We start from the raw sequence: 23,502 nt of genomic DNA on the forward strand, positions 1-23,502 counted from the left end.
TCTTTCTAGACGGGTGCCGCAGGGGCGAACATCAGGACGAAGGGAACCGCAACCAAAGCGGACAGAAGTACGACGGCAAAGGATTTCCAGAGCGAGCCGAACTGATGCGCCTCGTTCAGGAAATGCAGCGTGATATAGAGGCTCAGTATTGCTGTGGCGAACAACAACAGCGCCATAAAGACCGGAACGGTCAGGCTAAGAATCAATGTCCCCATCAAGGCGGCGATCTGAAGGTATTGCAGCCAGATCGTCAGGATCATCATGTCGTCAAATGTGGCTGTACCCCCCAGCAGGCGGCCGACGAACAAAAACGCCAAGATGCTCAACATCATCGCGCCGGCCGATCGGATCAAAACCAAAGGTACGCTATCGATCACCGGACCAGTTTCGCCGTCGCCCACGGGAACGGACAGATCAATACCCAGCTGGATCAGGCAGTTGAGGACAACCGCCAGAAAGAAGGTCAGCCAAAGAACCTCTCGCCCCGGTTTCAGAACCAATAGCTGTTTTGCCGCTTCGGCGGGTTTTCTGATTGTCAGAACCGCCAGTTGACCCAGATGAGGAACATTCATTCTGCTGACCTTTGTACTTGCCTTAACCCGGATAACCAGAACCAGAAAAAGACAGCAACCCAAATCAAACCAACCAAGGTCAAAGCCGGGCCTGGGCCGATGAATCCGGCGACCAATCCATTCAGCAACACCAGCGGAGCTGAAGACAGCAATGCCCAGAACAACGCAAGCCGCGCGCCATAGGGCGTGCCGTTGCCACCCATCATGCGCGCCGCCCAGTGCGATAACAGTGCAAGCGTGTAGAAAAACAACGGCAGAATAAAGACCGAGCCCATCAAGGCCCCGCCCAGCAGCATATTCAGCTCGACGCCTTCAATATGGGCACGACGTGCAAGGCCGGGCATCTGGGCGATGAATGCGACAATACAGAAAGCCATGACAAAGATCAGCGCCCGGTCTTCACGCGGCCCCATATCCAGAAGCCGACGCACAACGCGCCCCGGCCCCCGATAGGTGGCAACGATATCTGATGACACCGGCATCAGCTGCGGCGGGCCAGCCACCCTTCCAGCCGGCTGACCAAAGCCTCAGCCAGGGCGCTGTCTTCAACCTCGTCCACGGCTTCGGCCAGAAACGCCAGCGTCAGCATGTTGGTCGCGTCTTTCTCTGGAACCCCGCGTGAGCGCAGGTAAAACAGCGCGGTTTCGTCAATCGCGCCCGAGGTCGACCCGTGCGAACAGGCCACATCGTCGGCGTAGATCTCCAGCTCGGGTTTCGCGAGAAACTGACTGTCATCATCCAGAAGCAGCGATTGGCTGATCTGGTAGCCGTCGGTCTTCTGCGCCCCTTCCTTGACAAGGATCTTGCCCTGAAAAACACCGGTCGCGCCGTTGCGCAGCACCTTCTTGAACACCTGACGGCTTTCGCAATTCACCGCATCATGGGTGATGAACACCGTATCATCATGGTGGAAATTTCCGTCCCCGACACAGGCCCCGGCCACATGCGCAACCGCATCATCGCCCGTCAGTTCGATGACCTGTTCATTGCGCGTCAGAACGCCATTTACGGTCAGGGTGAAGGATTTGTAGACCGATTCCTGCCCCAGCCGGGTGAACATATGCGTCGCCGCGCGGCGTTCGTGATCACGACCCTGTGCCCGGACATGGTGCAGGGTGCCGGTATCTGCAATGTCGATTTCCATACATTTGTTAAAACGTGATGCTGCAGGACCTGTTTCCAGGATGGTCGCCTCAGCCCCGCTCTCGACGCGGACCACGTGATGCAGGATCGCGTCTGAAGTGGGCGATGCATGACGATAGATCAGGTTGATTGGCTTCGACGGTTTACCGGTCACATGAATAGCCACCCCATCCGAGGCAAAAGCCGTGTTCAAAGCGGCCAGAGGGCGCTGTACTGGCACCTGACCACGCGCCTCCAGAACGCCATACAGGTCCTTGGCCCAGTGGATATCTTTGCAGCAAATATCTTCTAACCGGTCGATGCTGACACCTTCCAGCGACAGATCATCGGACTCGTCAGCGTTGAAAACACCATCGATGAATACGATCTTCAGGCTATCGAACTCATCGAAGATCAGCGCCTCATCATCTGCAAAAACAGCCGCAGGCAGCGCCACTGCCGCGACCAGAGTATCGGGCTGTGTATATTTCCAGTATTCGTCGCGGCGCCCCGGCAGACCTGTTTCCAACACACGGGCCAGCGCATCTTCGCGGGCCGCGCGGGTGCAACCTGCATCGGGCATGGTCAGCCCGGCCAGCCGCGCCTCGGTTGCGGATTGTTTGACTTCGGGCAAGGCCATCAGTTCACCTCGGCAAGAATGTCGGAATAGCCGTTGTTTTCGACCTCAAGCGCCAGCTCGGGCCCGCCGGTTTTGACGATACGGCCGTCTGCCATGATGTGCACGACATCAGGTTTGATGTGATCCAGCAAGCGCTGATAGTGGGTGATGACCAGGAAACCACGGCCCTGATCGCGCAGCGCGTTCACACCTTCGGCCACCAGCTTCATCGCATCCACATCGAGGCCCGAGTCGGTCTCATCCATGATGCACATCTTAGGTTCCAGCATGGCCATCTGCAGGATCTCGTTGCGCTTTTTCTCACCACCCGAGAAGCCCACATTGACCGGGCGCTTCAGCATATCGGCGTCGATCTTCAGGGTTTTCGCCTTGGCGCGCACCTCTTTTAGGAAGTCTGCCGCTGACAGCTCCTCTTCCCCGCGCGCTTTACGCTGCGCGTTCACGGCGGTTCGCAGGAATGTCATATTGCCGACGCCCGGAATCTCGACCGGGTACTGGAAGGCCAGAAACACACCCGCAGCGGCGCGTTCTTCCGGTTCCATCTCCAGAAGATCTTCGCCATCGAGTGTGGCAGCGCCTTCGGTGACTTCGTAGCCATCCTTGCCCGACAGCACATAGCTCAGCGTCGACTTGCCCGAGCCGTTCGGCCCCATGATCGCGTGTACCTTGCCAGCTTCAACCGTCAGGTCCACACCTTTGAGAATTTGCTTGTCTTCTTCTTCAAGCTGTACGTGCAGGTTCTTGATTTCCAGCATGTTTTGTCCTTTTGCGTATCGCAAGGGGTCGTACGACCCCGAATATGTTCTGAATTCTGTGAAAGTCGGGACTAACCCACTGATCCTTCGAGGCTGATGGCCACCAATTGCTGGGCTTCCATCGCAAATTCCATCGGCAACGCCTGCAGCACGTCCTTGCAGAAACCGTTGACCACAAGGGCCACGGCCTCTTCCTCGTCCATGCCGCGCTGACGGCAGTAGAACAGCTGATCGTCATCCACCTTGGAGGTGGTCGCTTCGTGTTCCACACGCGATGAGTTATTCTTGACCTCGATATACGGAACCGTATGCGCCCCGCATTTGTCGCCGATCAGCAAGCTGTCACACTGGGTGTAGTTGCGGCTGTCCTTGGCCTTCGGGTGCATAGAAACCAGTCCACGATAGGTGTTCTGTGCCTTACCCGCGCTGATGCCTTTGGAGACAATGCGCGACTTGGTGTTCTTGCCCAGGTGAACCATCTTGGTGCCGGTATCGGCCTGCTGATAGTTGTTGGCAATCGCGATCGAGTAGAACTCACCTTGGCTTTCCTCACCGCGCAAAATGCAGGACGGGTATTTCCAAGTGACGGCCGAGCCGGTTTCCACCTGTGTCCACATCACCTTGGAGCGATCCCCACGGCAATCGGCGCGCTTGGTCACAAAGTTATAGATACCACCTTTACCGTTCTCGTCGCCGGGGAACCAATTCTGAACGGTCGAGTACTTCACCTCGGCGTCTTCTTCGACGATGATCTCGACCACGGCGGCGTGCAGCTGCGCGGTGTCGCGCTGAGGTGCTGTACAGCCCTCCAAGTAGCTGACATAGCTGCCTTTATCGGCAATGATCAGGGTGCGTTCGAACTGACCGGTGTTTTCGGCGTTGATGCGGAAATAGGTGCTCAACTCCATCGGGCAGCGGACGCCCGGCGGGATGTAGACGAACGAGCCATCCGAGAACACGGCTGAGTTCAACGTGGCATAAAAGTTATCCGAGACCGGAACCACGGTGCCAAGGTATTTCTTGACCAGCTCAGGATGTTCTTTGATCGCCTCGGAAATCGAACAGAAGATGACGCCCGCTGCCTTCAGCTCTTTCTGAAAGGTTGTCCCAACCGAGACGGAGTCAAACACCGCGTCGACAGCAACTTTGCGCCCCTCGGCCGGCGCGTTTTCAGCGCCTTCAACGCCCGCCAGAATCATCTGTTCTTTCAGCGGGATACCCAGCTTTTCGTAGGTGGCCAGCAGCTTCGGATCGACCTCATCGAGCGACTTGGGTTTTTCCTCCATCGATTTCGGACGGGCATAGTAATACTGGTCCTGAAAGTCGATCTCAGGATAGTTGACCATGGCCCATTTCGGCTCTTCCATCTTGGTCCAACGCTCGAAGGCCGACAGACGCCATTCGGTCATCCACTCGGGTTCTTCGTTTTTCTCTGAGATAAGCCGCACGATATCTGGGTTCACGCCTTTGGGCGCGTATTCCATCTCGATATCTGTATCCCAGCCGTATTTATATGTGCTGACCTCGCGCACCGCATCCACGGTTTCCTGATCGACACCTTCTTTCACCTGGGTCTGGTCCAAAGCGGCCATTGCTTCCTCTCCATCAGATCACGCGGCGCGCGCGCGATGCTTTTTCTCTTTATCCAGCCACGTTTCAGCAAACCGCAGCACATCTTCATTTGTGGTCCGAGGACCCAGCGAAACGCGGATTGCGCTGGCTGCTGTTACCTCGTCATATCCCATCGCCGTCAGCACAGCACTGGCGCGCACCTTGCCGCTGGAACAGGCCGAGCCCGCGCTGATCGCAAAACCCGACAGATCCATCTGCATGACCTGGGTTTCACCTTTCCAACCGGGTGAGGCGAAACACAGAGTGTTTGGCAGGCGCTTCTGACCTTTCCCGACAAAAATAGGTGATTTATTTCCGGCCTCAAGAGCATTTTCTAGAATATTTCTAAATTCTTCAACCTGCTCCCAAACACCATTGGCCAGATCACGTGCTGAAGCTTCAGCTGCAGCCCCGAACCCTGCGATTCCAATGACATTTTCCGTGCCCGAACGCCGTCCCATCTCTTGCCCGCCGCCCTTGATCTGGGCTGAAAGATCGGTGCCGCGCTTCATGACAACAGCACCAACACCCTTGGGCCCGCCCAGTTTATGCGCTGAGATCAACGCCAACTGAACGTCCATCCAATTAAATGCCACCGGCAGCTTTCCAAAGGCCTGTGTGGCATCCGTCACGGCCAGTCCCGAAGGAAGAGTCTGAACAATACCCGTTTCGGAATTGGCCAACTGAAGCGTTGCGTTGGCTGGATCGGGTAGATCAACAAGACCCGTTTCTTGAACCGGAATATCTTCTTTAATCCATGACCTTACGGCATCATGCTCGATTGCTGCCCCGTGTAGTCCCCGACCAGCAAGCGCCAACGCAGCGCCTTCGGTCGAGCCTGAGGTAAATACGATATCCGCCCCATCGGCCCCAAATGCGGTGGCGATCTGCGCCCTCGCACGTTCGATCAACGCTTTGGCTGTGCGGCCTTCGGCGTGCACCGATGACGGGTTCCCGCAGACCTCCATCGCCGCAATCATCGCGTCCCGAGCCTCAGGGCGCAAAGGGGTGGTGGCGTTATGATCGAGATAGACGCGAGTCATGGATACATCTTTTGTCAGACACTAGACGGGCAACTGAGGATCGAAGCTCTATTCATCAACAAGAGCAAACAGGCTGGGCACAGCGGGACATGGGGCGAGATCGTTCTTGATCACATCCGACAAGCGGGTCTGATGCAGGAACACATAGACATGCGCGCTCATGCTTTCCCAAAGACGATTGGTCAGGGATTGAGCGCGGCTGCCCGAAGATGCACCGGACGCCCCTGCCCCTTTGGACAACGCATCCACCGTTTCATCAACGGCGGACAGAACCTCGACGACACGGATTTCCGATGCGGGCCGCGCCAAACGATAGCCACCACCGGGCCCTCGAACAGATGCCACAAGTTCGGCCCGGCGCAGTTTGACAAATAACTGCTCAAGATAGGGCAATGAAATGTCCTGACGTTCCGATATCTCACCCAGCGTGACCAACTGATCCGAGGGCTGCAGCGCGATGTCGGCCAGCGCAACCATGGCATAACGGCCCTTCGTCGACAGCTTCATTGGTATTCCCTTATGGCAAGATACTCGCGAAATCATTGACGCCGCCGCCGCCAGTGCGTATCTCCGACGGGCAGCGACAATACGTGCCGCTATTTATTAGAACCGTTCTAAGGTGCCCGACGATTATCGTCAAGTATATCCGGGCTCGAAGAAGAAAAAGACAGGACCAAAGCACACATGCCCGAGGTGATTTTTCCCGGACCCGAAGGCCGCCTGGAAGGCCGTTACCACCCGCAAAAGGAAAAAGACGCTCCGATCGCCATCGTGCTGCACCCGCACCCGCAGTTCGGCGGGACCATGAACAACAAGGTCGTCTACAACCTGCATTACGCGTTCTACAACATGGGTTTCACCGTGTTGCGCTTTAACTTCCGCGGCGTCGGTCGCAGCCAGGGTGAATATGATCAGGGCGTGGGCGAGCTCAGCGATGCGGCCTCGGCACTGGATTACCTGCAGTCGATGAACAACAACTCGAAACACTGCTGGGTGGCAGGGTTCTCGTTTGGTGCGTGGATCGGGATGCAGCTGCTGATGCGCCGCCCCGAGATCACCGGCTTCATCAGCGTTTCGCCCCCGGCCAATATGTATGATTTCTCGTTCCTGGCGCCCTGCCCGTCTTCGGGCCTGATCATCAACGGCTCGTCTGATCGTGTGGCGCCTCCAGCAGACACAACATCACTGGTCAACAAGCTGCACGAACAGAAGGGCATCACCATCACCCATACCGAGGTTGAAGGTGCCGATCACTTTTTCCAGGATCGCCACATGGACACGCTGATCACCGATGTCAGCGACTATGTGAAACGCCGCCTGACCGAGAATACGCGCTGATGTCGGACACCATCACCTCCCTCGCGGCCAAGCTGGCCGAGGATACAATGAAGGTTATGGATGAAACCGGCGATGACCGATTCTTTGTCGAAGTTGGCGAAGTGCTTGGTGCGGCCTCTCAATCGCTGGAAGAGGCGTTTCTGACGGAAATCCGCGTGCGTCTGGCCGAACGCAAGGCCCGCGCCTTTGTCATCAAACGTCTCAGCACCCACCGATCCAAAGTGAAAGCCATCGAAAAACAATGACGGATCGACTGTCGGCTCAAATCGCGTTTCTGAAACAGGCCGACAGGTTGAAAACGGTAGAACGCGCCAATGTTCTGCTGGATCAGTCACGCCCTGAAAACTCGGCCGAACACAGCTGGCATCTGGCGCTTTGGGCTTTGGTTATGGCGCCTCTGGCTGCGCCTGATGTATCGATTGACCGGGTCATCCGGATGCTGCTGCTGCATGATCTGGTCGAGATCATCGTAGGCGACCATCCTATCCATCTGGATACCGACTGGCAGGCGGTGGCAGAGGCCGAAGAACGGGCGGCGTCACAGCTCTTTGGCCTATTGCCGCCCGATCAGGGACAAGAGTTTCAAGCGCTGTGGCAGGAATTTGAAGGCGATCAGACAGCGGATGCCCGCTTTGCCAAGATACTGGACCGCTGCCAGCCCCTGTTTCAGGTGCTCTGCGCAGATCAGCCTCAGGCGGCACATATCGAGATTGCACAAGACAATATGGACGGCGGGCGCGTCGCCTATCTGGCACAAGCGTTTCCTTTGGCCTTTGATCACGCAAAAGCCCTGTTGACGGGAGCAACCCCAGACACAAACGCCTTTACTACGCGGCTTCCGTTCCTGACCGAGGCCGACAAACTGAAAACTGTACTGCGCGCGTCACGTCTCATGACCTCGGACAGGTTCGAAAACTCAGCCGAGCATTCCTGGCACATCATGCTGTATGCTTGGGTGCTGTCAGAACATGCCGAAACCGATATTTCGGTCGCGCGGGTGCTGCGTATGCTTTTGCTGCATGACATCGTAGAAATCGACGCTGGCGATCACCCCATTCACGGTCACGTGGATCACGCGGCACAAGCCGCCAAAGAAGAGGCCGCAGCGCAGCGTCTGTTTGACCTTCTGCCCGCACCGCAGAACGCCGCGTTCTCGGACCTGTGGCATGAATTCGAAGCGGCTGAATCAGCGGATGCGGTATTTGCCAAAGCGGTTGACCGCTTCCAGACGCCCATCGCCAATCTGGAAACCGGAGGTGGATCGTGGGTCGACTATGACGTGACTTATGCGCAAATCGAAATACGGGTTCGACCTGCAATTGAAACTGGCGCACCTGCCCTATGGCGCTGGCTGCAGCCTCAGTTAGCCGCGTATTTCCAAACCCAAGTCGCAATGGACGCCTGACACATAATGGAAAAAAGGAGCCCAAAGGCCCCTTTTCCCCCTACCGGATCAGATCGGCGCTCAAATCACGCTACCATCCAACTTTTGAACCATACTGGCTGCATCAGTGTCGACGGACCCCCCGCCAGCAAGCCACCCAAGCGCTACAATAAGAAACGCGGCAAGAATCACAGTTTTTGCAAATAAAGTCATAAAATACACTCGGTAACAAAACACCAACAACGGCGCGGATGTTACACGATCACGTGTTTACCTAAAGTCAGGTATACCCGACCTCATAGCTAGCGCCATGACCGGCTTGCCTGAATCCCCTTGCCTGCCAGCCTGATTCCGTGCTCAAGCTAGCCCGGTCCATGCAAGATTAAGGTTATGACAATGCCTAAAGCCTACCTGATCCTGTTGATCGCGGTTTTTGCAGAAACGGTTGGGACAACGGCATTGCAGGCCAGTCAGCAATTCACACGGTTTTGGCCATCGGTACTGGTCGTGATTGGCTACGGGTTTGCATTCTACTTGTTGGGGCTGACACTGAAGTACATGCCTGTGGGCATTGTCTATGCCATCTGGTCGGGCCTTGGCATCTTCTTCATCGCCATTATCGGCTTTTTGGTCTTCGGGCAGAAACTGGACATCTGGGCGATCCTTGGTCTGTCGTTGATTCTGGCCGGGATTTTGATCATTCACCTGTTTTCGAAGACCGCAGGCCACTGAACGCCGGTTAGGGCTGGTATATTTTGCCGCGCCGCGTTATGCGCGCGGCAACTTCCCGTTCAAAGGCTGACCTCTCATGGACCTGCGCAATATCGCAATCATCGCTCACGTGGACCACGGCAAGACAACGCTGGTGGATGAGCTGCTCAAACAATCCGGTGCGTTCCGGGAAAACCAGGCCGTGGCGGAACGCGCCATGGACAGCAACGATCTGGAACGCGAACGCGGCATTACCATTCTGGCTAAAGCCACTTCGGTCGAATGGAAAGGCACCCGCATCAATATCGTCGACACCCCCGGCCACGCCGATTTCGGGGGCGAGGTTGAGCGGATCCTGTCCATGGTCGACGGTGTTGTCCTGCTGGTCGACGCCGCTGAAGGCCCGATGCCTCAGACCAAATTCGTGACTTCCAAAGCGCTGGCACTAGGCCTGCGCCCCATTGTGGTGCTGAACAAGGTCGACAAACCCGACGCCGAACCCGACCGCGCGCTGGATGAGTGTTTCGACCTCTTCGCCAACCTCGGCGCGGATGATGATCAGCTGGATTTCCCTTCCATGTATGCCTCGGGCCGGTCCGGCTGGGCCGATATGGAGCTGGACGGGCCGCGCAAGGATCTGACCGCACTGTTTGACCTGATCATCGATCACGTCCCCGCCCCAAAGCAGGCCGAAAAGAAAGACGAACCTTTCCGTATGCTGGCCACCACGCTGGGCAGCGATCCCTTTATTGGCCGCATTCTGACCGGTCGTGTGGAAAGCGGGACACTTAAAGCGGGCGACAGCCTCAAGGCGCTTAGCCGCGATGGAACACTGATCGAGAATTTCCGCGCCTCCAAGATTCTGGCCTTCCGTGGTCTGGCGCAGCAACCGATTGATGTGGCCGAAGCTGGTGACATCGTCACGATCGCCGGGATGAGCAAAGCCACCGTCGCGGACTCGCTGGTCGCGCCGCAGGTGGAAGAAGCCCTGCCCGCTCAACCCATCGACCCGCCGACCATCACCGTGACCTTCGGCATCAACGACTCGCCTCTGGCCGGTCGTGACGGCAAAAAAGTCCAATCGCGCGTCATCCGCGATCGCCTGATGAAAGAAGCCGAATCGAATGTCGCCATCCGCATCACCGACACCCCGGGCGGGGAAGCCTTCGAAGTTGCAGGCCGTGGCGAATTGCAGATGGGCGTTTTGATCGAAAACATGCGCCGCGAAGGATTCGAACTCAGCATCTCGCGCCCCCAGGTTCTGTTCCGTGAGGAAGATGGTCAGCGCCTGGAACCGGTCGAAGAAGTCACGATTGACGTGGATGACGAATATTCCGGCTCGGTCATCGAAAAGATCACCGGTGCCCGCAAAGGTGAACTGGTCGAGATGCGCCCGGCAGGCGCTGGCAAGACCCGTATCATCGCGCATGTCCCCTCGCGCGGGTTGATCGGCTATCACGGTGAGTTCCTGACCGACACGCGCGGTACAGGTGTTCTGAACCGCGTGTTCCATGACTGGGCCCCACATAAGGGCCAAATTCCGGGCCGTCGCGCGGGCGTTCTGATCTCGATGGAGAAAGGTCAGGCTGTCGCCTATGCGCTTTGGAACCTCGAAGAACGTGGCCGTATGTTCGTGGGTCCACAGGCCGAGGTTTATCAGGGCATGGTGATCGGTGAGCATTCGCGTGACAACGATCTGGAAGTGAACCCGTTGAAAGGCAAAAAGCTGACCAACGTTCGCGCCAGCGGCTCGGATGATGCTGTGCGCCTGACACCGCATGTTCAGTTCTCATTGGAAGAGGCGATCGCCTATATCGATGACGACGAACTGGTCGAAGTTACACCCAGCGTTGTGCGCCTGCGTAAACGATATCTGGACCCGCACGAGCGTAAACGGATGGCGAAATCGGCCTAAATTGTGGCGAAATCAGGGTTTCAAAATCAGAAACAATGACACGAGTGTGACATTTTTTCATCCATCGCAAAAATGATGAATAGGGGCTGATTTGACCTAAGGTCAGGTTTAGCCCCTGTTTTTCATGGTCAATCAACTTTAAGTAAAGTTAAGAATGAATCTTTCAACACGAGCCCCTCTTGTAAATTCGGCCTAACAAAGGTGTATTCTGGGCCAAAGTGTGACGTCGTTCATACAACGCACGTTTTGATTAGTGCATAAGATCGACGCAGTTGGTAATGAGTTTTGAGGAGTGGCGCTATGCGCATTAAATCCCGTTTGTTTTCCCTAGTTTTTGCATCTGCATCTGCGTCTTTTCTTGCAGCAGGCCCAACCTTTTCGGACGGGACGTGCACGATCCGCACTGCAAAGCAATCGGTTTCAACAGAAACCCTTTGCGCTTGTAAGGTCGTGGATTCCCGAATGCTGCGATACATTCAGCGTCGGGCTGATTTCGAAGACATTCTATCCCGCACACTACAAACCTGCCCGGCTTTCGCAGCAGTTCTGACTGACTTCCCCACGGCGTCGATTACAAATCCTCAGCGTACGGGTGACGGCCCCGCTGATGAGAGCGGTGGCGGATCTGGTGGTGGTTCCAGCTCTGGTGGTGGCTCAAGCTCCGGTGGTGGTTCCAGCTCCGGTGGTGGTTCCAGCTCTGGTGGCGGGTCAAGCTCCGGCGGTGGTTCCAGCTCCGGTGGTGGTTCCAGCTCTGGTGGCGGGTCAAGCTCCGGCGGTGGTTCCAGTTCGGGTGGTGGCTCGGGTGACGGCGGCGGCACTGGCGGCGGTTCAAGCTCGGGCGGTGGCTCGGGTGACGGCGGCGGCACTGGCGGCGGTTCAAGCTCGGGCGGTGGCTCGGGTGATGGTGGCGGAACTGGCGGTGGTTCCAGCTCGGGGGGTGGCTCGGGTGACGGCGGCGGCACTGGCGGTGGTTCCAGCTCGGGCGGTGGCTCGGGTGACGGCGGCGGCACTGGCGGTGGTTCCAGCTCGGGCGGTGGCTCGGGTGATGGTGGCGGTACTGGCGACGGCGGTGGCTCGGGTGGTGGTTCCGGCGACGGCGGCGGCACCGGAGACGGTGGTGGCTCAGGTGGCGGCACTGGTGACGTTGGCGCCACCGGCACAACAAACGACCCTGCCCCGAACAACAACGTTTGATACAGATTCAAAAAACACCAGCTGCGTTAGTCGCGGCTGGTGTTCTCTATTTCACAAAAAACAAAAGCGTTTAGCTGCTTCCGAATACGCCCACCCAACGACGGGGTTGTTTGGGATCCTGCATGCGAAGGAATAGATACCGTGTCGATGCCCAGGGCTTGATGCTGTTTGTCAGGTTATCCAAAACCAGATCGCCGCTGTCAGAACGATAAACCAACACAGCATGTGCGTTGCGGCGTGTATCCAACACCGTTGCGATCAGCAGCTTCCTTGGGTCAATGCCTGCAGCGATCAGATCGCGTTTTTTCAACAGAGCAAAATCTTCGCAGTCACCGCCACGAGACGTGGGAAGCGCCCAGCGTTCACGGGTTTTGTATTGAGATTGATCCGTCACCTCGCGAATGGTCGCGTTTACATGACGGTTTACACGCTGGACGATCTGCATTTCCTGCTGGCTGGTCAACGAGCCGGACCGCTTAGTGGCACAAGCCCAGTCGTACTGACGGCACAGCTGTCGCGCCCCGGAAGGCGGAGGAGAGGCTGAAACGATTGTGATAAACGCACCCTCGGACGCCTGCGCCGCTGGCGCGGCCCCCAATGTGCCAAGCAAGAGAGCGGCAGCACATATGAGGTGTCCCGACCCTGAGGTAGCGCGCCCCAAGACAGGCATGAGTTTCGTGCCGATCGATTTCATTCCTGATCCCCAATCCGTGTTCAACCATGCGATTGCAGTCAAACCGGACACTGCCCTGTTTTCAGAAAATATCCGTAAACATGGCCCGCGATGCAATCTAGGACGAACTTGACTGGGAAAAAGGGCGGAAATTCGTCACTTACCATGACAAAGTTGGGCAAGAATTTGGGTCAGATTGCCACAATTATAACGGGAATTCTGAATCTCAGCCTTAGGTTATCGAGATAACTATATGTAATTAAATATATTTACTCAAAAAGTGATGATCGGCGCCAAGAGTCTCAGTTTCATCCTTCGCGCCTTGGCCGATTTTCGCTTATAAACCGCGAACTTGCGCAAAAAAGATCGCGCAAGATGATTCTCACTCTGTGATTTCGACGACAACCAGCTCGCGCTCACTTGCTCCGCGCGCATGATTCAAAGCTGTCTGGTAGTCGTCTGAGTTATAACACTCAACCGCCGCTTCGACCGAAGGAAAGCGCGCAACCACATTTCGGGGGCGCTCTTTTCCTTCCAGTTGAACATACCGGGCTGCACGCGCGATGAACTCACCGCCATGCTTTGCAATCGCAGGCCCTGCCAGTTCGGCATATTTCCCATAGGCGTCCGCGTCAGTCACAGTCACATGTGCAATCCAAAGTGCAGCCATCTTATCCTCCCAATATCTGCTCGGCGGCCTTGATCGCGGCGTCCGAGTTCGTGGTATCCTTACCACCGCCCTGCGCCAAATCCGGGCGCCCGCCGCCGCCCTTGCCACCCAATTCGACAACGGCTGCTTTGACCAGGTCCACCGCAGAGACTTTGCCGGTCAGATCAGCGGTAACACCGGCCGCCACAGCCGCCTTACCGCCGGTATCCGCAATCAGCAGAACGGCGCCCGAACCAAGACGCGCTTTGTGTTCGTCGATCAAAGCCGGCAGGTCCTTGCCCGATACGCCGCTGAGAACCTGCGCCAGAAAGCTTACCCCGTTCACATCACGAGCCTCGGCCCCACTTCCCTGCCCTGCGCCACCAGCCATGGCCAGATCGCGGCGCAGCTGCGCAACTTCATTTTGCAGCGCCTTCCGCTCATCCAGCAAGGATTTCACACGCGCGACGACATCATCCGGCTGCGCTTTCAACTCCAGAGAAATTTGCGAAAGCCTTTGATCCTGCCCGGACAGATAGCGGAACGCTTCATCTCCGGTCAGGGCTTCGATACGGCGGACACCCGCACTGCTGGCACTGTCCCCAAGTACCACAAAAGTTCCGATATCACCGGTCTGGCGCACATGGGTGCCACCGCAAAGTTCAATGGACCACGTCTCACCGTCCTGGCCTTTGCCGGTGGGAGCCTTGCCCATCGAAACGACGCGCACTTCATCGCCGTATTTCTCGCCAAACAGGGCCTGCGCACCTAATTCGCGCGCGTCATCCGGCGTCATGATCCGGGTTTCAACGGTTGAGTTCTGGCGGATGAAGTCGTTCACCTCGCGCTCAACCTTGTGAATTTCCTCAGATGTCAAAGCCTTTGAATGGCTGAAATCGAACCGTAAGCGATCCGCTGCATTCAAGGACCCACGCTGCGCGACGTGATCACCCAGTGTTTCGCGCAGGGCTTCATGCAGCAGGTGCGTCGCCGAGTGATTGGCTCGGATTGAGGACCGGCGCGCGTGATTGACCTCAAGCTCGACCGCATCGCCCTTGGACAGCACGCCGCGCTCAACGGTCACCTTGTGAGCATAGACTTTACCATCCGCGAATTTCTTAGTGTCTTCGACGCGCGAAACATCATCGCGCTCTTCCAAACGGCGAATCTCACCCACATCTCCGACCTGACCCCCGGCCTCACCATAGAATGGGGTCTGGTTCACAACGACCCAGCCGCTGCCACCCTGCTCGATTGTGTCAACCAACGCGCCATCGACGATCAGCGCCGCGATCTGCCCTTCGGTCTTTTCCGTGTCATAGCCCAGGAAATCGGTCGCGCCAGCGGTATCGAGCACATCGAACCACACCGCATGGTCCGCCGCCTCGCCCGAACCGGCCCAAGCTGCGCGAGCTTTGGCCTTTTGTTCGGCCATGGCTGCATCGAAGCCAGCGGTATCCACGGTCCGGCCCTTTTCACGCAGCGCGTCTTGCGTCAGGTCCAGTGGGAAACCATAGGTGTCATACAGCTTGAACGCGGCGTCGCCAGGTAAGGCCGCGCCTTCGGGCAGGCCCGCTACTTCGTCATCCAGAAGTTTCAGACCACGATCCAGCGTTTGCTTGAAGCGTGTTTCTTCCAGCAACAGGGTTTCTTCGATCAGCGGCTGTGCCTGTCCCAACTCCGAATATTGCGCCCCCATCAACTGCACTAATGTAGGCACCAGCCGGTGCATAACCGGATCTTTCGCGCCTAAAAGATGCGCGTGACGCATAGCCCGGCGCATGATCCGGCGCAGCACATAACCGCGCCCATCATTGGATGGCATTACCCCATCCGCGATCAGGAATGAGGTCGAACGAAGGTGATCCGCGATCACCCGATGATGCACATTCTGGTCGCCATACGGATCAACGCCAGTTGCATCTGCCGACGCTTCGATCAGGGTCTTGAACAGGTCAGTGTCATAGTTGTCATGGCTGCCTTGCAGCAACGCGCCGATCCGTTCCAGGCCCATGCCCGTATCAATCGACTGCATGTCAAGTTCGACCATCGAGCCGTCTTCGAACTGCTCATTCTGCATGAAAACGATATTCCAAATCTCGATGAACCGGTCGCCATCTTCCTCGGCAGATCCGGGAGGGCCGCCCCAAATGTGATCGCCGTGATCATAGAAAATCTCGGTGCACGGGCCGCAAGGGCCGGTCGGGCCCATCTGCCAGAAATTGTCATTAGTTGCGATACGGATGATCCGGTCTTCGGGCACGCCGACCTTTTTCCAGATCTCAAATGCTTCGTCGTCGGTATGATAAACCGTTGTCAGCAAACGGCTCTTGTCGATGCCATATTCCTTGGTAATCAACTCCCAGGCAAACGGGATCGCCTCGGGTTTGAAATAGTTACCGAACGAGAAGTTCCCCAGCATCTCAAAGAACGTGTGATGCCGCGCGGTGTAACCCACATTATCCAGATCGTTATGCTTGCCCCCGGCGCGAACGCATTTCTGCGCCGTTGTGGCGCGTTGATAGTCACGGGTTTCAACGCCAGTGAACAGGTTCTTGAACTGGACCATGCCCGAATTCACGAACATCAAAGTCGGATCATTGCGCGGCACCAAAGGGCTGGACGCCACCACTTCGTGCCCTTGCTTGGCGAAGTAGTTCAGAAAGGTCGATCGAATATCGTTCAGCGTGGGCATTTGGGCTCTCTCAGCGCGCAATCAGAATGGTTTGCGCAGGTTTACCGCCGCACCTAAGGAGTGTCCACAGCATAGGCTGCCCGAAAACGAAACAAGGCGGCCCGGATGGACCGCCCTGTTCTGGATATTCTCGGCACCTTCCGGGTATCGGGGATTTTCAGTTGATCCTCCCCACGTGACAACTAGGCCTCAAGGATGTCGTCATCCTCAGCTGCGCCAGGTGCCATGTCGAAATCCAAACCATGTGCGGCACGAATCTTATCTTCGATCTGCAGCGCAATCTGGCCGTTATCTCGCAGATATTGCTTGGCGTTTTCACGCCCCTGCCCGATCCGCTCATCGCCATAGCTGAACCAGGATCCCGATTTCTCGACCACACCGGCCTTCACACCCAGATCGAGCAGTTCGCCCATCTTGCTGATGCCTTCGCCATACATGATGTCGAATTCCACCTGTTTGAACGGCGGTGCCACTTTATTCTTAACGACTTTGACGCGGGTCTGGTTGCCCACCACCTCGTCACGATCCTTGATTGCGCCAATACGGCGGATGTCCAGCCGGACCGAGCTGTAGAATTTCAGCGCATTACCACCAGTTGTGGTTTCCGGGCTGCCAAACATTACGCCGATCTTCATCCGGATCTGGTTGATAAAGATGACCATACAGTTCGAACGGCTGATCGAACCGGTCAATTTACGCATCGCCTGGCTCATCAATCGAGCCTGAACGCCCACATTGCTGTCGCCCATATCGCCTTCAAGCTCGGACTTCGGCGTCAGAGCCGCAACTGAGTCGACGATGACCATATTCACAGCCCCCGACCGCACCAGCGTATCGGTAATCTCAAGCGCCTGTTCTCCGGTATCGGGCTGCGAGATCAGCAGCTCATCCAGATCAACACCCAGCTTGCGCGCATATTGCGGGTCCAGCGCGTGTTCCGCATCGACAAAGGCACAAACGCCGCCGCGTTTTTGCTGTTCTGCAATACAATGCAGCGTCAGCGTGGTCTTACCAGAGCTCTCAGGCCCATAAATCTCAACGATACGACCCATTGGCAGACCGCCAATTCCCAGCGCAATATCCAGACCCAGAGACCCGGTCGAGCTGGCCTCTATATCCTGTTTGCTGTCTTCGCCCAGCTTCATAATCGAGCCTTTGCCGAACTGACGTTCGATCTGGGCCAGCGCGCTGTCGAGCGCCTTTTGCTTATCTGCGTTTTTCTTGTCGCTCATCGTCAGAAGATCCGCCATTGTCCTGTCGCTTTCCCTTTTGTCACACCCTTTGCCGGGCGGCAATCGCTGCTTTGTTCGCCTCTTGTTCCTTATGGGACCAAAAAGAGAACATTTCAACTAAAACTTACAGAACCTACTCTTCGGCAATTGTGTTAAAGAGTGGTTTACGACAATCTGCAATCGTAACGGCTCAAGTCTCGGGATTGATAAATGCTTGTTTTCTATAAAGAACGCCTTGCGTTTTTGTCTGTACCCAAGACCGGCAGCACCGCCTATCACACGGCGCTCGGATCACGCGCGGATCTGGTGATCACAGGCCCGCCCGAGTTGAAACACGCCCCGGTGCGCCGGTTTGATCGTTTTTTTCAGAACATGTACCGAAAAATGTATGACACCGAGATGGAGATCATGGCCGTCGTGCGCGAACCCATCGACTGGTTGGGCAGCTGGTATCGCTTTCGCGGCCGCGATGACCGTATCGGGCATCCGCATTCAACCCGTGATCTGAGCTTCGATGAGTTTGTCCACGCCTATATGCAAAACCCGCGCCCGGAATTTGCCGATGTGGGCAGCCAAAGCCAGTTCTTTCGCCCCCGCAACAACGGCGTAGGCGCCAGCTATGTATTCAAATATGAACATCAGGACAAAATCCTGAACTTCCTGCAAGATCGGCTGCAAATGGACATCACTCTGCCGCTCGAAAACGTCTCTCCCGCCCGGAACATGACTCTGACCTCTGAGACCGAGGCCATGTTTCGTAAGAAACACGCCGAAGAATTTGCGACCCATGACGCAGCGCTTTAGCCGCGTCAGTTGAGCTTTTCGAACACGGCTTCGGTCAGTTGGTTCAATGAAAACGGCTTAGGCAGGAAGGTCGAGTTGGCGATCTGCGGGCCGGATTCGCCGAACGCGCCTTCGGTGTAGCCAGACACAAAAACAACGCGCGCATCGGGCCGGGTTTCCAGGGCCTTGCTAACCCAGGTCGGACCATCCATTCCCGGCATAACTACATCGGTTACAAAAACATCTACGACCAATTCAGGGTCGTCCAATATGTTTAATGCATCCTCGGCGGACTCGGCCTCCAACACGGTATAGCCTTTCAGGCGCAAAGCGCGGGTTGCAAAGGCGCGGACCGGAGCCTCGTCTTCGACCAGCAAAACGACCCCTTCACCTTGACGGGCGGTCTGCGGGCTATGCGATACATCTTCGATCACTTCTGGTTCAGAGGCGGTTTTGCAAACCGGAAGCACCAGGGTGAAGTTCGTCCCGTGCCCAACAACGCTGTCGACAAATATAAAGCCGCCTGTCTGTTTCACGATACCGTAGACGGTAGACAGGCCCAGACCCGTCCCCTCGCCGGTGCGTTTGGTCGTATAAAACGGCTCGAAAACTTTTTGTAGCTTGTCGGCTGGTATTCCGATACCGCCATCCTTGACCTTGACGGTGACATATTCGCCAGGCTCGACCGTGGCTCTGTCCCGCATCAATGGGGTCGTCAGGGTCAGCACCTCGGTCTCAATCCGAATTTCACCGCCTTCGGGCATAGCATCGCGGGCGTTGACTACCAGATTCATTAGAACCTGTTCGAGCTGACGTTTATCGGCGCGAACAGGCTTGAGCACGGGGTCATGGCTCAGCGTCAGATGTACCTTTTCCCCGACCAGACGGTTCAGCAGATGGATCAGATCCGAGATCGTATCCCGCATATCCAGCACCTTGGGGCGCAGTGTCTGTTTGCGGGAAAAGGCCAGAAGTTGGCTGACCAGAGCCGCCGCCCGGTTGGCGTTCTGGTTAATCTGAACCAGATCGGCATAGTCGGGATCGTTCTGATCATGCCGCAACAACAGCAGGTCGCAATGGCCAGAAATAGCGGTTAGCAGGTTGTTGAAATCATGCGCAACACCGCCTGCCAACTGCCCGACAGCCTGCATCTTTTGCCCCTGCACAAATTGCGCCTCAAGCGTTTTGAGCTCTGTCGCATCGTTCAGCACGGCGATCAGACACACCTGACCATCTTTGTGAACACGGCTGAGTGTGACTTGTATGAATACCTCTTTGTCATCGCGGCTAAGCCGCAGAAACTCGGATCGATGCGATTCTTCTTCCGCTGCCATACGTTCCAGCCAGTCTAACACCGGGTGGTTCAGGCCTTGCATGATGGTGCTGATGTTAGTGTCGGTAAGTTCGCCGCCACCCAACAGCTTCAACGCCAGCCGATTGGCTTGCAGGATTGTCCCGTCAGGGGATAGGCACAAAAGCGGCACAGGAAGATCATCGAAATGCGTCCCGATCTCCTGTTTAGGAGAGGCGGCCAGCGGAACCAGCGCCAGATTGCGCCCTGTGCTTGAGCTTGACAACTCAGTCACAACCGCGGTTTGATCCCCGCCTTTGGTGCAGAGCCTCATGATACCGATTTGCTCATTGCCACCTTCGGGCAGTACCTGATCCATGGTTTCTGGCAGAAAACCCAATAGACGTTCTGCGGCGCGGTTCAGTCGCAATACATCACCGTTTCGCCCTTCGGTCAGAACCGGCAGAGACACTGTGTCCCAGGGTCCGCTCTCTTCAAATCGAAAACGCCAACACAACAGCCCGTCACATAGCCGGAAGACCGATACCGGGACTGTAGTCTCAAGCGTCACCACATCCTCGTGCGCTCGGCCCTGCGATTGTGCCCGCGATTGCAGGCGCAGCAAGATCGCCGCGGGATTGGCAAAGATGGGGCGCAGACAGTGGGTCAGTGCCTCACCTGGCATCGCGCGCAACCTTTGATAGGAAGCCGCATTGGCAATCAGGATTTCGCCCTCGGCATTGGCAATCAGACAGGGGTATGTATCCTGCTGCGCAAAGGCTGCCATCACGGCGGTCGATCTTTGTACGGATCGGTTGCTCAGCGCCACCCTGAGAACCGCAATCAGCGCTATCACAGCCAGCGATCCGCCTGAAACCCAAAGTCCCATGGCCCAATCCGGGGATAAAAGTTTGGTGCTGGGCGCCAAGACGAGCGCGAGTGCCAGCAGGGACAGCGTAGCAATACGTTGTATAGAAGGACCCGTATCAGAACGCGGTTGATAGGGTAAATCGGCAATGTCGGACATCAATGGCTCGGTCAAAAGGGCGTTGGGGCAAATGGAACTTAAATTGGTTAAAACCCGCTTAACGAATTCATTCGCGCGAGCCTCTACCTGAAGTTGCTAGAACCCGGCCTACTACCGCGTCAAGTGTGCCGTAAAGAAACCATCCACACCGTGTGTTACCCGCCACGATTGGCGCAAAGACTGCTGCCAACTGGGGTTGGACTGTAAGAACGCCTCGACAATGTCACCATTCTCACAGTCAAGCATCGAGCATGTGGCATAGGCCAGAACACCATCGCGCTGCACAAACCCCTGAATGTGATTCAATATTTGGGCCTGAATATCTGTCAATTCGTGTAAACGCGCCCCGGTCAAGGCCCATTTCCCAGCCGGAGCACGTCGCCAGGATCCGCTGCCAGAACACGGGGCATCGGCAAGTACGATGTCAAACGGCCCTTGGCCTGCAAGGTCGTCGGAGCTGAGCATAGTGATATCAGCCCCCGCTCGCTCTGCGCGCTTCGGCAAATCCCGCATCCGGCCCGCGTTCACATCATGAGCAAACACCGCGACATCCCGATGCGCGGCCAGGGCCAGTGCTTTGCCCCCGCCCCCCGCGCAATAGTCCAGAACACGCATCCCCGGCTGCACGTCCAGCGCCTCCACAACGGCTTGGCTTGCAGCGTCCTGCAATTCAACCAGCCCGCTCGTATAGGAACGGCTTTGCCCGATCTTGCGCGCACCGTCCGTGACATCAAGCGCTGTTTCACAAATTGGATGCGGGATTGCGGTGATGCCGTCCGCCGCCAAGGCCTCGGTCGCCGACGCAAGATCGGACTTCAGAAGGTTCACGCGCAGATGCACACCCGCACGGCTCTGCAAAGCTTCTGCAGCGGCTTCCGCATCCGCCCCCAGCGAGGCAGAAAACTGTGGCCACAGCCATTCAGGGATGTCCAATCGTTCCGCATCGCTTTCAAAAGCACACGCGGTTTCGGAGGCACTTACAGGCGACGGAGCGTGCCTGTCGCCCGTAAACACGGAGCTTACATCAACACCCTGCGCCTGCACGGCCCCGATCATTAGGCCGCGCCCAGTAAATGCACCGCCAAGCGCTGCATAGGATCGTTTGCAGCGCAACGCATCAAACACGTGATCCCGCACCGCTGCACGATCCTTGGACCCGGCAAACCGACTGCGGCGCGCCCATCCGGTCAGGGCCTTTTCAACGGGGGCTCCGCCCAGTATCTCATCCAGAATCTCGATCGAGGCTTGGACGCGCGCCGCAGGTGTCATGTCTTAACCTGCAACCCTACATCACCCGATAGTTCGGGCTTTCGCGGGTGATCTGAACGTCGTGCACATGGCTTTCTTTCAGACCTGCCCCGGTGATTTTCACAAAGTTGCAGTTCTTGCGCATCTCTTCAACGGTGGCACAACCTGTATAGCCCATCGCTGCGCGCAGGCCGCCCACCAACTGGTGCACGACAGCCCCGGCTGACCCTTTGTAAGGCACCTGCCCTTCGATCCCTTCGGGCACCAGCTTGTCGTTGGCAGCATCCTTTTGGAAATAGCGATCAGCCGAGCCACGCGCCATCGCACCCAGACTGCCCATGCCGCGATAGGATTTGAAAGACCGACCCTGGTACAGGATCACCTCACCCGGGCTTTCATCGGTCCCGGCGATCATCGAACCCACCATGGCGCAGGAGGCACCAGCCGCAATAGCCTTGGCAAAATCGCCCGAGAACTTGATACCGCCATCGGCAATCACCGGAACGTCACCGGCTGCCGCCGCGCAATCCATGATCGCCGTCAGCTGCGGCACTCCAACGCCGGCCACCATACGCGTGGTGCAGATCGAGCCCGGCCCGATTCCAACCTTGATCGCATCTGCGCCCGCGTCGATCAGCGCTTTGGTCGCTTCGGACGTGGCAACATTCCCTGCGATGATCTGAACCTCGTTCGACAGGGTCTTGGCGCGTTTCACCGCATCCAGAACCCCTTGTGAATGGCCATGCGCTGTATCAACCACGATGATGTCGACACCTGAATCGACCAGAAGTTCCGAGCGTTCAAATCCGGCATCGCCAACCGAGGTCGCAGCCGCCACACGCAGACGGCCAAGGCTGTCTTTACAGGCGGTCGGGTTCAGCACGGCCTGTTCGGTGTCTTTCAAGGTCAACAAGCCAGTCAGCTTGCCCTCGCCATCAACCACCAGCAGTTTTTCGATCCGGCGGGCACGCATCAGGCTTTTGGCTTCTTCCAGATCGGCAGGCTCTTGCAGCATCGCCAGATTGTCTGCGGTCATCATCGCGTGGATCGGTGTGTCATCCGAGGTTGCAAAGCGCATGTCCCGATTGGTCACGATGCCCACGACACGCCCCTGATCATCCACCACAGGAAATCCGGTGAAATTATATCGCTGCACCAGCGCCTGCGCATCGGCGAGTGTCTGGTTGGCGCGCAGCGTGACCGGGTTGTAGACGATCCCAGATTCGAAGCGTTTGACCCGGCGCACCTCGCGGGCCTGTTCTTCGATCGAAAGGTTCTTGTGGATCACCCCGATGCCCCCCGCCTGGGCCATGGCAATGGCCATGCGCGCTTCGGTCACGGTGTCCATGGCCGAGCTGAGCAGCGGGATGTTCATGGTAATCTGACGTGTCACACGTGTCGTGGTATCTGCCGTAGCCGGCAGCACTGTCGATGCCCCTGGCACCAAAAGAACATCATCAAAGGTAAGCGCCTCACGAATCTGCATCTGATCACCCCATGCAAAAGCCCGTTTGGCGGTGACCCTATTGCATGGATCAACCCCAAGGAAAAGCCCCTGAACCCAAGTTGTTGTCAAAAGCAACGGAACACCGCGCCTTAAAACGACGCTTGTTGGTGAA

Annotated in this window: 21 protein-coding genes; 7 read left to right on the top strand and 14 right to left on the bottom strand. The window is 56.9% G+C overall.

What is annotated here, in order from left to right:
* Positions 1-5 precede the first annotated feature (5 nt).
* The 7 genes from ABLN87_RS03570 to ABLN87_RS03600 form a co-directional block, all read right to left on the bottom strand.
* Positions 6-572: a YIP1 family protein gene (locus tag ABLN87_RS03570; protein ID WP_353007668.1), complete on the bottom strand. Its 567-nt coding sequence runs from the start codon at positions 570-572 to the stop codon at positions 6-8.
* A complete protein-coding gene (locus tag ABLN87_RS03575) occupies positions 569-1,054 on the bottom strand; it encodes a YIP1 family protein (protein ID WP_170536620.1) in 486 nt (161 codons plus the stop codon). Before ABLN87_RS03575 ends, ABLN87_RS03570 begins: the two co-directional genes overlap by 4 nt.
* Positions 1,054-2,334 carry a SufB/SufD family protein gene (locus ABLN87_RS03580; protein WP_353007670.1) on the bottom strand — a complete coding sequence of 427 codons (1,281 nt, stop codon included), beginning with the start codon at positions 2,332-2,334 and terminating at the stop codon, positions 1,054-1,056. Before ABLN87_RS03580 ends, ABLN87_RS03575 begins: the two co-directional genes overlap by 1 nt.
* Complete coding sequence (gene sufC, locus ABLN87_RS03585) at positions 2,334-3,089, bottom strand: Fe-S cluster assembly ATPase SufC (protein WP_170536617.1); 756 nt, start codon at positions 3,087-3,089, stop codon at positions 2,334-2,336. Before sufC ends, ABLN87_RS03580 begins: the two co-directional genes overlap by 1 nt.
* A gap of 71 nt (positions 3,090-3,160) precedes the next feature.
* The gene (gene sufB / locus ABLN87_RS03590) at positions 3,161-4,681 is read right to left on the bottom strand and encodes a Fe-S cluster assembly protein SufB (protein WP_353007671.1); all 1,521 of its coding nucleotides are present in this window, start codon (positions 4,679-4,681) and stop codon (positions 3,161-3,163) included.
* Between the two features lie 18 nt (positions 4,682-4,699).
* A complete protein-coding gene (locus ABLN87_RS03595) occupies positions 4,700-5,743 on the bottom strand; it encodes a cysteine desulfurase family protein (RefSeq protein ID WP_353007673.1) in 1,044 nt (347 codons plus the stop codon).
* A 48-nt stretch (positions 5,744-5,791) separates the two neighbouring features.
* The gene (locus tag ABLN87_RS03600) at positions 5,792-6,250 is read right to left on the bottom strand and encodes an Rrf2 family transcriptional regulator (RefSeq protein WP_353007674.1); all 459 of its coding nucleotides are present in this window, start codon (positions 6,248-6,250) and stop codon (positions 5,792-5,794) included.
* A 177-nt stretch (positions 6,251-6,427) separates the two neighbouring features.
* Here ABLN87_RS03600 and ABLN87_RS03605 point away from each other — a divergent pair, with 177 nt between their 5' ends.
* The 6 genes from ABLN87_RS03605 (at position 6,428) to ABLN87_RS03630 (ending at position 12,285) form a co-directional block, all read left to right on the top strand.
* On the top strand, positions 6,428-7,081 hold the full coding sequence (locus ABLN87_RS03605; protein ID WP_170536610.1) for an alpha/beta hydrolase: 654 nt from the start codon (positions 6,428-6,430) through the stop codon (positions 7,079-7,081).
* Entirely contained in the window at positions 7,081-7,326 is a 246-nt protein-coding gene (locus ABLN87_RS03610; protein ID WP_353007675.1) for a hypothetical protein, read from the top strand. The genes ABLN87_RS03605 and ABLN87_RS03610 overlap by 1 nt, the downstream gene beginning before the upstream one ends.
* Positions 7,323-8,486, top strand: a complete 1,164-nt coding sequence (locus ABLN87_RS03615; RefSeq protein WP_353007676.1) for an HD domain-containing protein — start codon at positions 7,323-7,325, stop codon at positions 8,484-8,486. Before ABLN87_RS03610 ends, ABLN87_RS03615 begins: the two co-directional genes overlap by 4 nt.
* Before the next feature lie 375 nt (positions 8,487-8,861).
* Positions 8,862-9,197, top strand: a complete 336-nt coding sequence (locus ABLN87_RS03620; protein WP_353007678.1) for a DMT family transporter — start codon at positions 8,862-8,864, stop codon at positions 9,195-9,197.
* A gap of 76 nt (positions 9,198-9,273) precedes the next feature.
* On the top strand, positions 9,274-11,091 hold the full coding sequence (gene typA, locus ABLN87_RS03625; RefSeq protein WP_353007679.1) for a translational GTPase TypA: 1,818 nt from the start codon (positions 9,274-9,276) through the stop codon (positions 11,089-11,091).
* A 462-nt stretch (positions 11,092-11,553) separates the two neighbouring features.
* Entirely contained in the window at positions 11,554-12,285 is a 732-nt protein-coding gene (locus ABLN87_RS03630) for a hypothetical protein (protein WP_353007680.1), read from the top strand.
* Between the two features lie 70 nt (positions 12,286-12,355).
* On the opposite strand, the gene ABLN87_RS03635 is transcribed toward ABLN87_RS03630, so the two are convergent.
* The 4 genes from ABLN87_RS03635 to recA form a co-directional block, all read right to left on the bottom strand.
* On the bottom strand, positions 12,356-12,979 hold the full coding sequence (locus tag ABLN87_RS03635) for a transglutaminase-like cysteine peptidase (protein WP_353007681.1): 624 nt from the start codon (positions 12,977-12,979) through the stop codon (positions 12,356-12,358).
* Between the two features lie 361 nt (positions 12,980-13,340).
* Positions 13,341-13,628 (bottom strand): DUF1330 domain-containing protein, encoded by a 288-nt coding sequence (locus tag ABLN87_RS03640; protein ID WP_353007682.1) that lies wholly within the window; start codon positions 13,626-13,628, stop codon positions 13,341-13,343.
* A gap of 1 nt (position 13,629) precedes the next feature.
* Positions 13,630-16,302: an alanine--tRNA ligase gene (gene alaS / locus ABLN87_RS03645; RefSeq protein WP_353007683.1), complete on the bottom strand. Its 2,673-nt coding sequence runs from the start codon at positions 16,300-16,302 to the stop codon at positions 13,630-13,632.
* Between the two features lie 182 nt (positions 16,303-16,484).
* Positions 16,485-17,552, bottom strand: coding sequence for a recombinase RecA (gene recA / locus ABLN87_RS03650; protein WP_170533029.1), 1,068 nt, complete (start codon positions 17,550-17,552; stop codon positions 16,485-16,487).
* A 192-nt stretch (positions 17,553-17,744) separates the two neighbouring features.
* Here recA and ABLN87_RS03655 point away from each other — a divergent pair, with 192 nt between their 5' ends.
* Positions 17,745-18,338 carry a sulfotransferase family 2 domain-containing protein gene (locus ABLN87_RS03655; protein WP_353007684.1) on the top strand — a complete coding sequence of 198 codons (594 nt, stop codon included), beginning with the start codon at positions 17,745-17,747 and terminating at the stop codon, positions 18,336-18,338.
* A 5-nt stretch (positions 18,339-18,343) separates the two neighbouring features.
* On the opposite strand, the gene ABLN87_RS03660 is transcribed toward ABLN87_RS03655, so the two are convergent.
* The 3 genes from ABLN87_RS03660 to guaB all read right to left on the bottom strand — a co-directional run bounded on the left by ABLN87_RS03660 (position 18,344) and on the right by guaB (position 23,369).
* Positions 18,344-20,635 (bottom strand): ATP-binding response regulator, encoded by a 2,292-nt coding sequence (locus tag ABLN87_RS03660; RefSeq protein ID WP_353007685.1) that lies wholly within the window; start codon positions 20,633-20,635, stop codon positions 18,344-18,346.
* 111 nt (positions 20,636-20,746) lie between these two features.
* Complete coding sequence (locus ABLN87_RS03665; protein ID WP_353007686.1) at positions 20,747-21,904, bottom strand: RsmB/NOP family class I SAM-dependent RNA methyltransferase; 1,158 nt, start codon at positions 21,902-21,904, stop codon at positions 20,747-20,749.
* 16 nt (positions 21,905-21,920) lie between these two features.
* Complete coding sequence (gene guaB, locus ABLN87_RS03670) at positions 21,921-23,369, bottom strand: IMP dehydrogenase (RefSeq protein ID WP_353007687.1); 1,449 nt, start codon at positions 23,367-23,369, stop codon at positions 21,921-21,923.
* Positions 23,370-23,502 lie beyond the last annotated feature (133 nt).

This window comes from Ruegeria sp. SCP10, from assembly GCF_040329495.1.
Taxonomy (GTDB): Bacteria; Pseudomonadota; Alphaproteobacteria; order Rhodobacterales; family Rhodobacteraceae; genus Ruegeria.

Coding starts and splice junctions, on each gene's coding strand:
- ABLN87_RS03570 (WP_353007668.1), bottom strand. CDS start 572: ATGAATGTTCCTCATCTGGGTCAACTGGCGGTTCTGACAATCAGAAAA.
- ABLN87_RS03575 (WP_170536620.1), bottom strand. CDS start 1,054: ATGCCGGTGTCATCAGATATCGTTGCCACCTATCGGGGGCCGGGGCGC.
- ABLN87_RS03580 (WP_353007670.1), bottom strand. CDS start 2,334: ATGGCCTTGCCCGAAGTCAAACAATCCGCAACCGAGGCGCGGCTGGCC.
- sufC (WP_170536617.1), bottom strand. CDS start 3,089: ATGCTGGAAATCAAGAACCTGCACGTACAGCTTGAAGAAGAAGACAAG.
- sufB (WP_353007671.1), bottom strand. CDS start 4,681: ATGGCCGCTTTGGACCAGACCCAGGTGAAAGAAGGTGTCGATCAGGAA.
- ABLN87_RS03595 (WP_353007673.1), bottom strand. CDS start 5,743: ATGACTCGCGTCTATCTCGATCATAACGCCACCACCCCTTTGCGCCCT.
- ABLN87_RS03600 (WP_353007674.1), bottom strand. CDS start 6,250: ATGAAGCTGTCGACGAAGGGCCGTTATGCCATGGTTGCGCTGGCCGAC.
- ABLN87_RS03605 (WP_170536610.1), top strand. CDS start 6,428: ATGCCCGAGGTGATTTTTCCCGGACCCGAAGGCCGCCTGGAAGGCCGT.
- ABLN87_RS03610 (WP_353007675.1), top strand. CDS start 7,081: ATGTCGGACACCATCACCTCCCTCGCGGCCAAGCTGGCCGAGGATACA.
- ABLN87_RS03615 (WP_353007676.1), top strand. CDS start 7,323: ATGACGGATCGACTGTCGGCTCAAATCGCGTTTCTGAAACAGGCCGAC.
- ABLN87_RS03620 (WP_353007678.1), top strand. CDS start 8,862: ATGCCTAAAGCCTACCTGATCCTGTTGATCGCGGTTTTTGCAGAAACG.
- typA (WP_353007679.1), top strand. CDS start 9,274: ATGGACCTGCGCAATATCGCAATCATCGCTCACGTGGACCACGGCAAG.
- ABLN87_RS03630 (WP_353007680.1), top strand. CDS start 11,554: ATGCTGCGATACATTCAGCGTCGGGCTGATTTCGAAGACATTCTATCC.
- ABLN87_RS03635 (WP_353007681.1), bottom strand. CDS start 12,979: ATGAAATCGATCGGCACGAAACTCATGCCTGTCTTGGGGCGCGCTACC.
- ABLN87_RS03640 (WP_353007682.1), bottom strand. CDS start 13,628: ATGGCTGCACTTTGGATTGCACATGTGACTGTGACTGACGCGGACGCC.
- alaS (WP_353007683.1), bottom strand. CDS start 16,302: ATGCCCACGCTGAACGATATTCGATCGACCTTTCTGAACTACTTCGCC.
- recA (WP_170533029.1), bottom strand. CDS start 17,552: ATGGCGGATCTTCTGACGATGAGCGACAAGAAAAACGCAGATAAGCAA.
- ABLN87_RS03655 (WP_353007684.1), top strand. CDS start 17,745: ATGCTTGTTTTCTATAAAGAACGCCTTGCGTTTTTGTCTGTACCCAAG.
- ABLN87_RS03660 (WP_353007685.1), bottom strand. CDS start 20,635: ATGTCCGACATTGCCGATTTACCCTATCAACCGCGTTCTGATACGGGT.
- ABLN87_RS03665 (WP_353007686.1), bottom strand. CDS start 21,904: ATGACACCTGCGGCGCGCGTCCAAGCCTCGATCGAGATTCTGGATGAG.
- guaB (WP_353007687.1), bottom strand. CDS start 23,369: ATGCAGATTCGTGAGGCGCTTACCTTTGATGATGTTCTTTTGGTGCCA.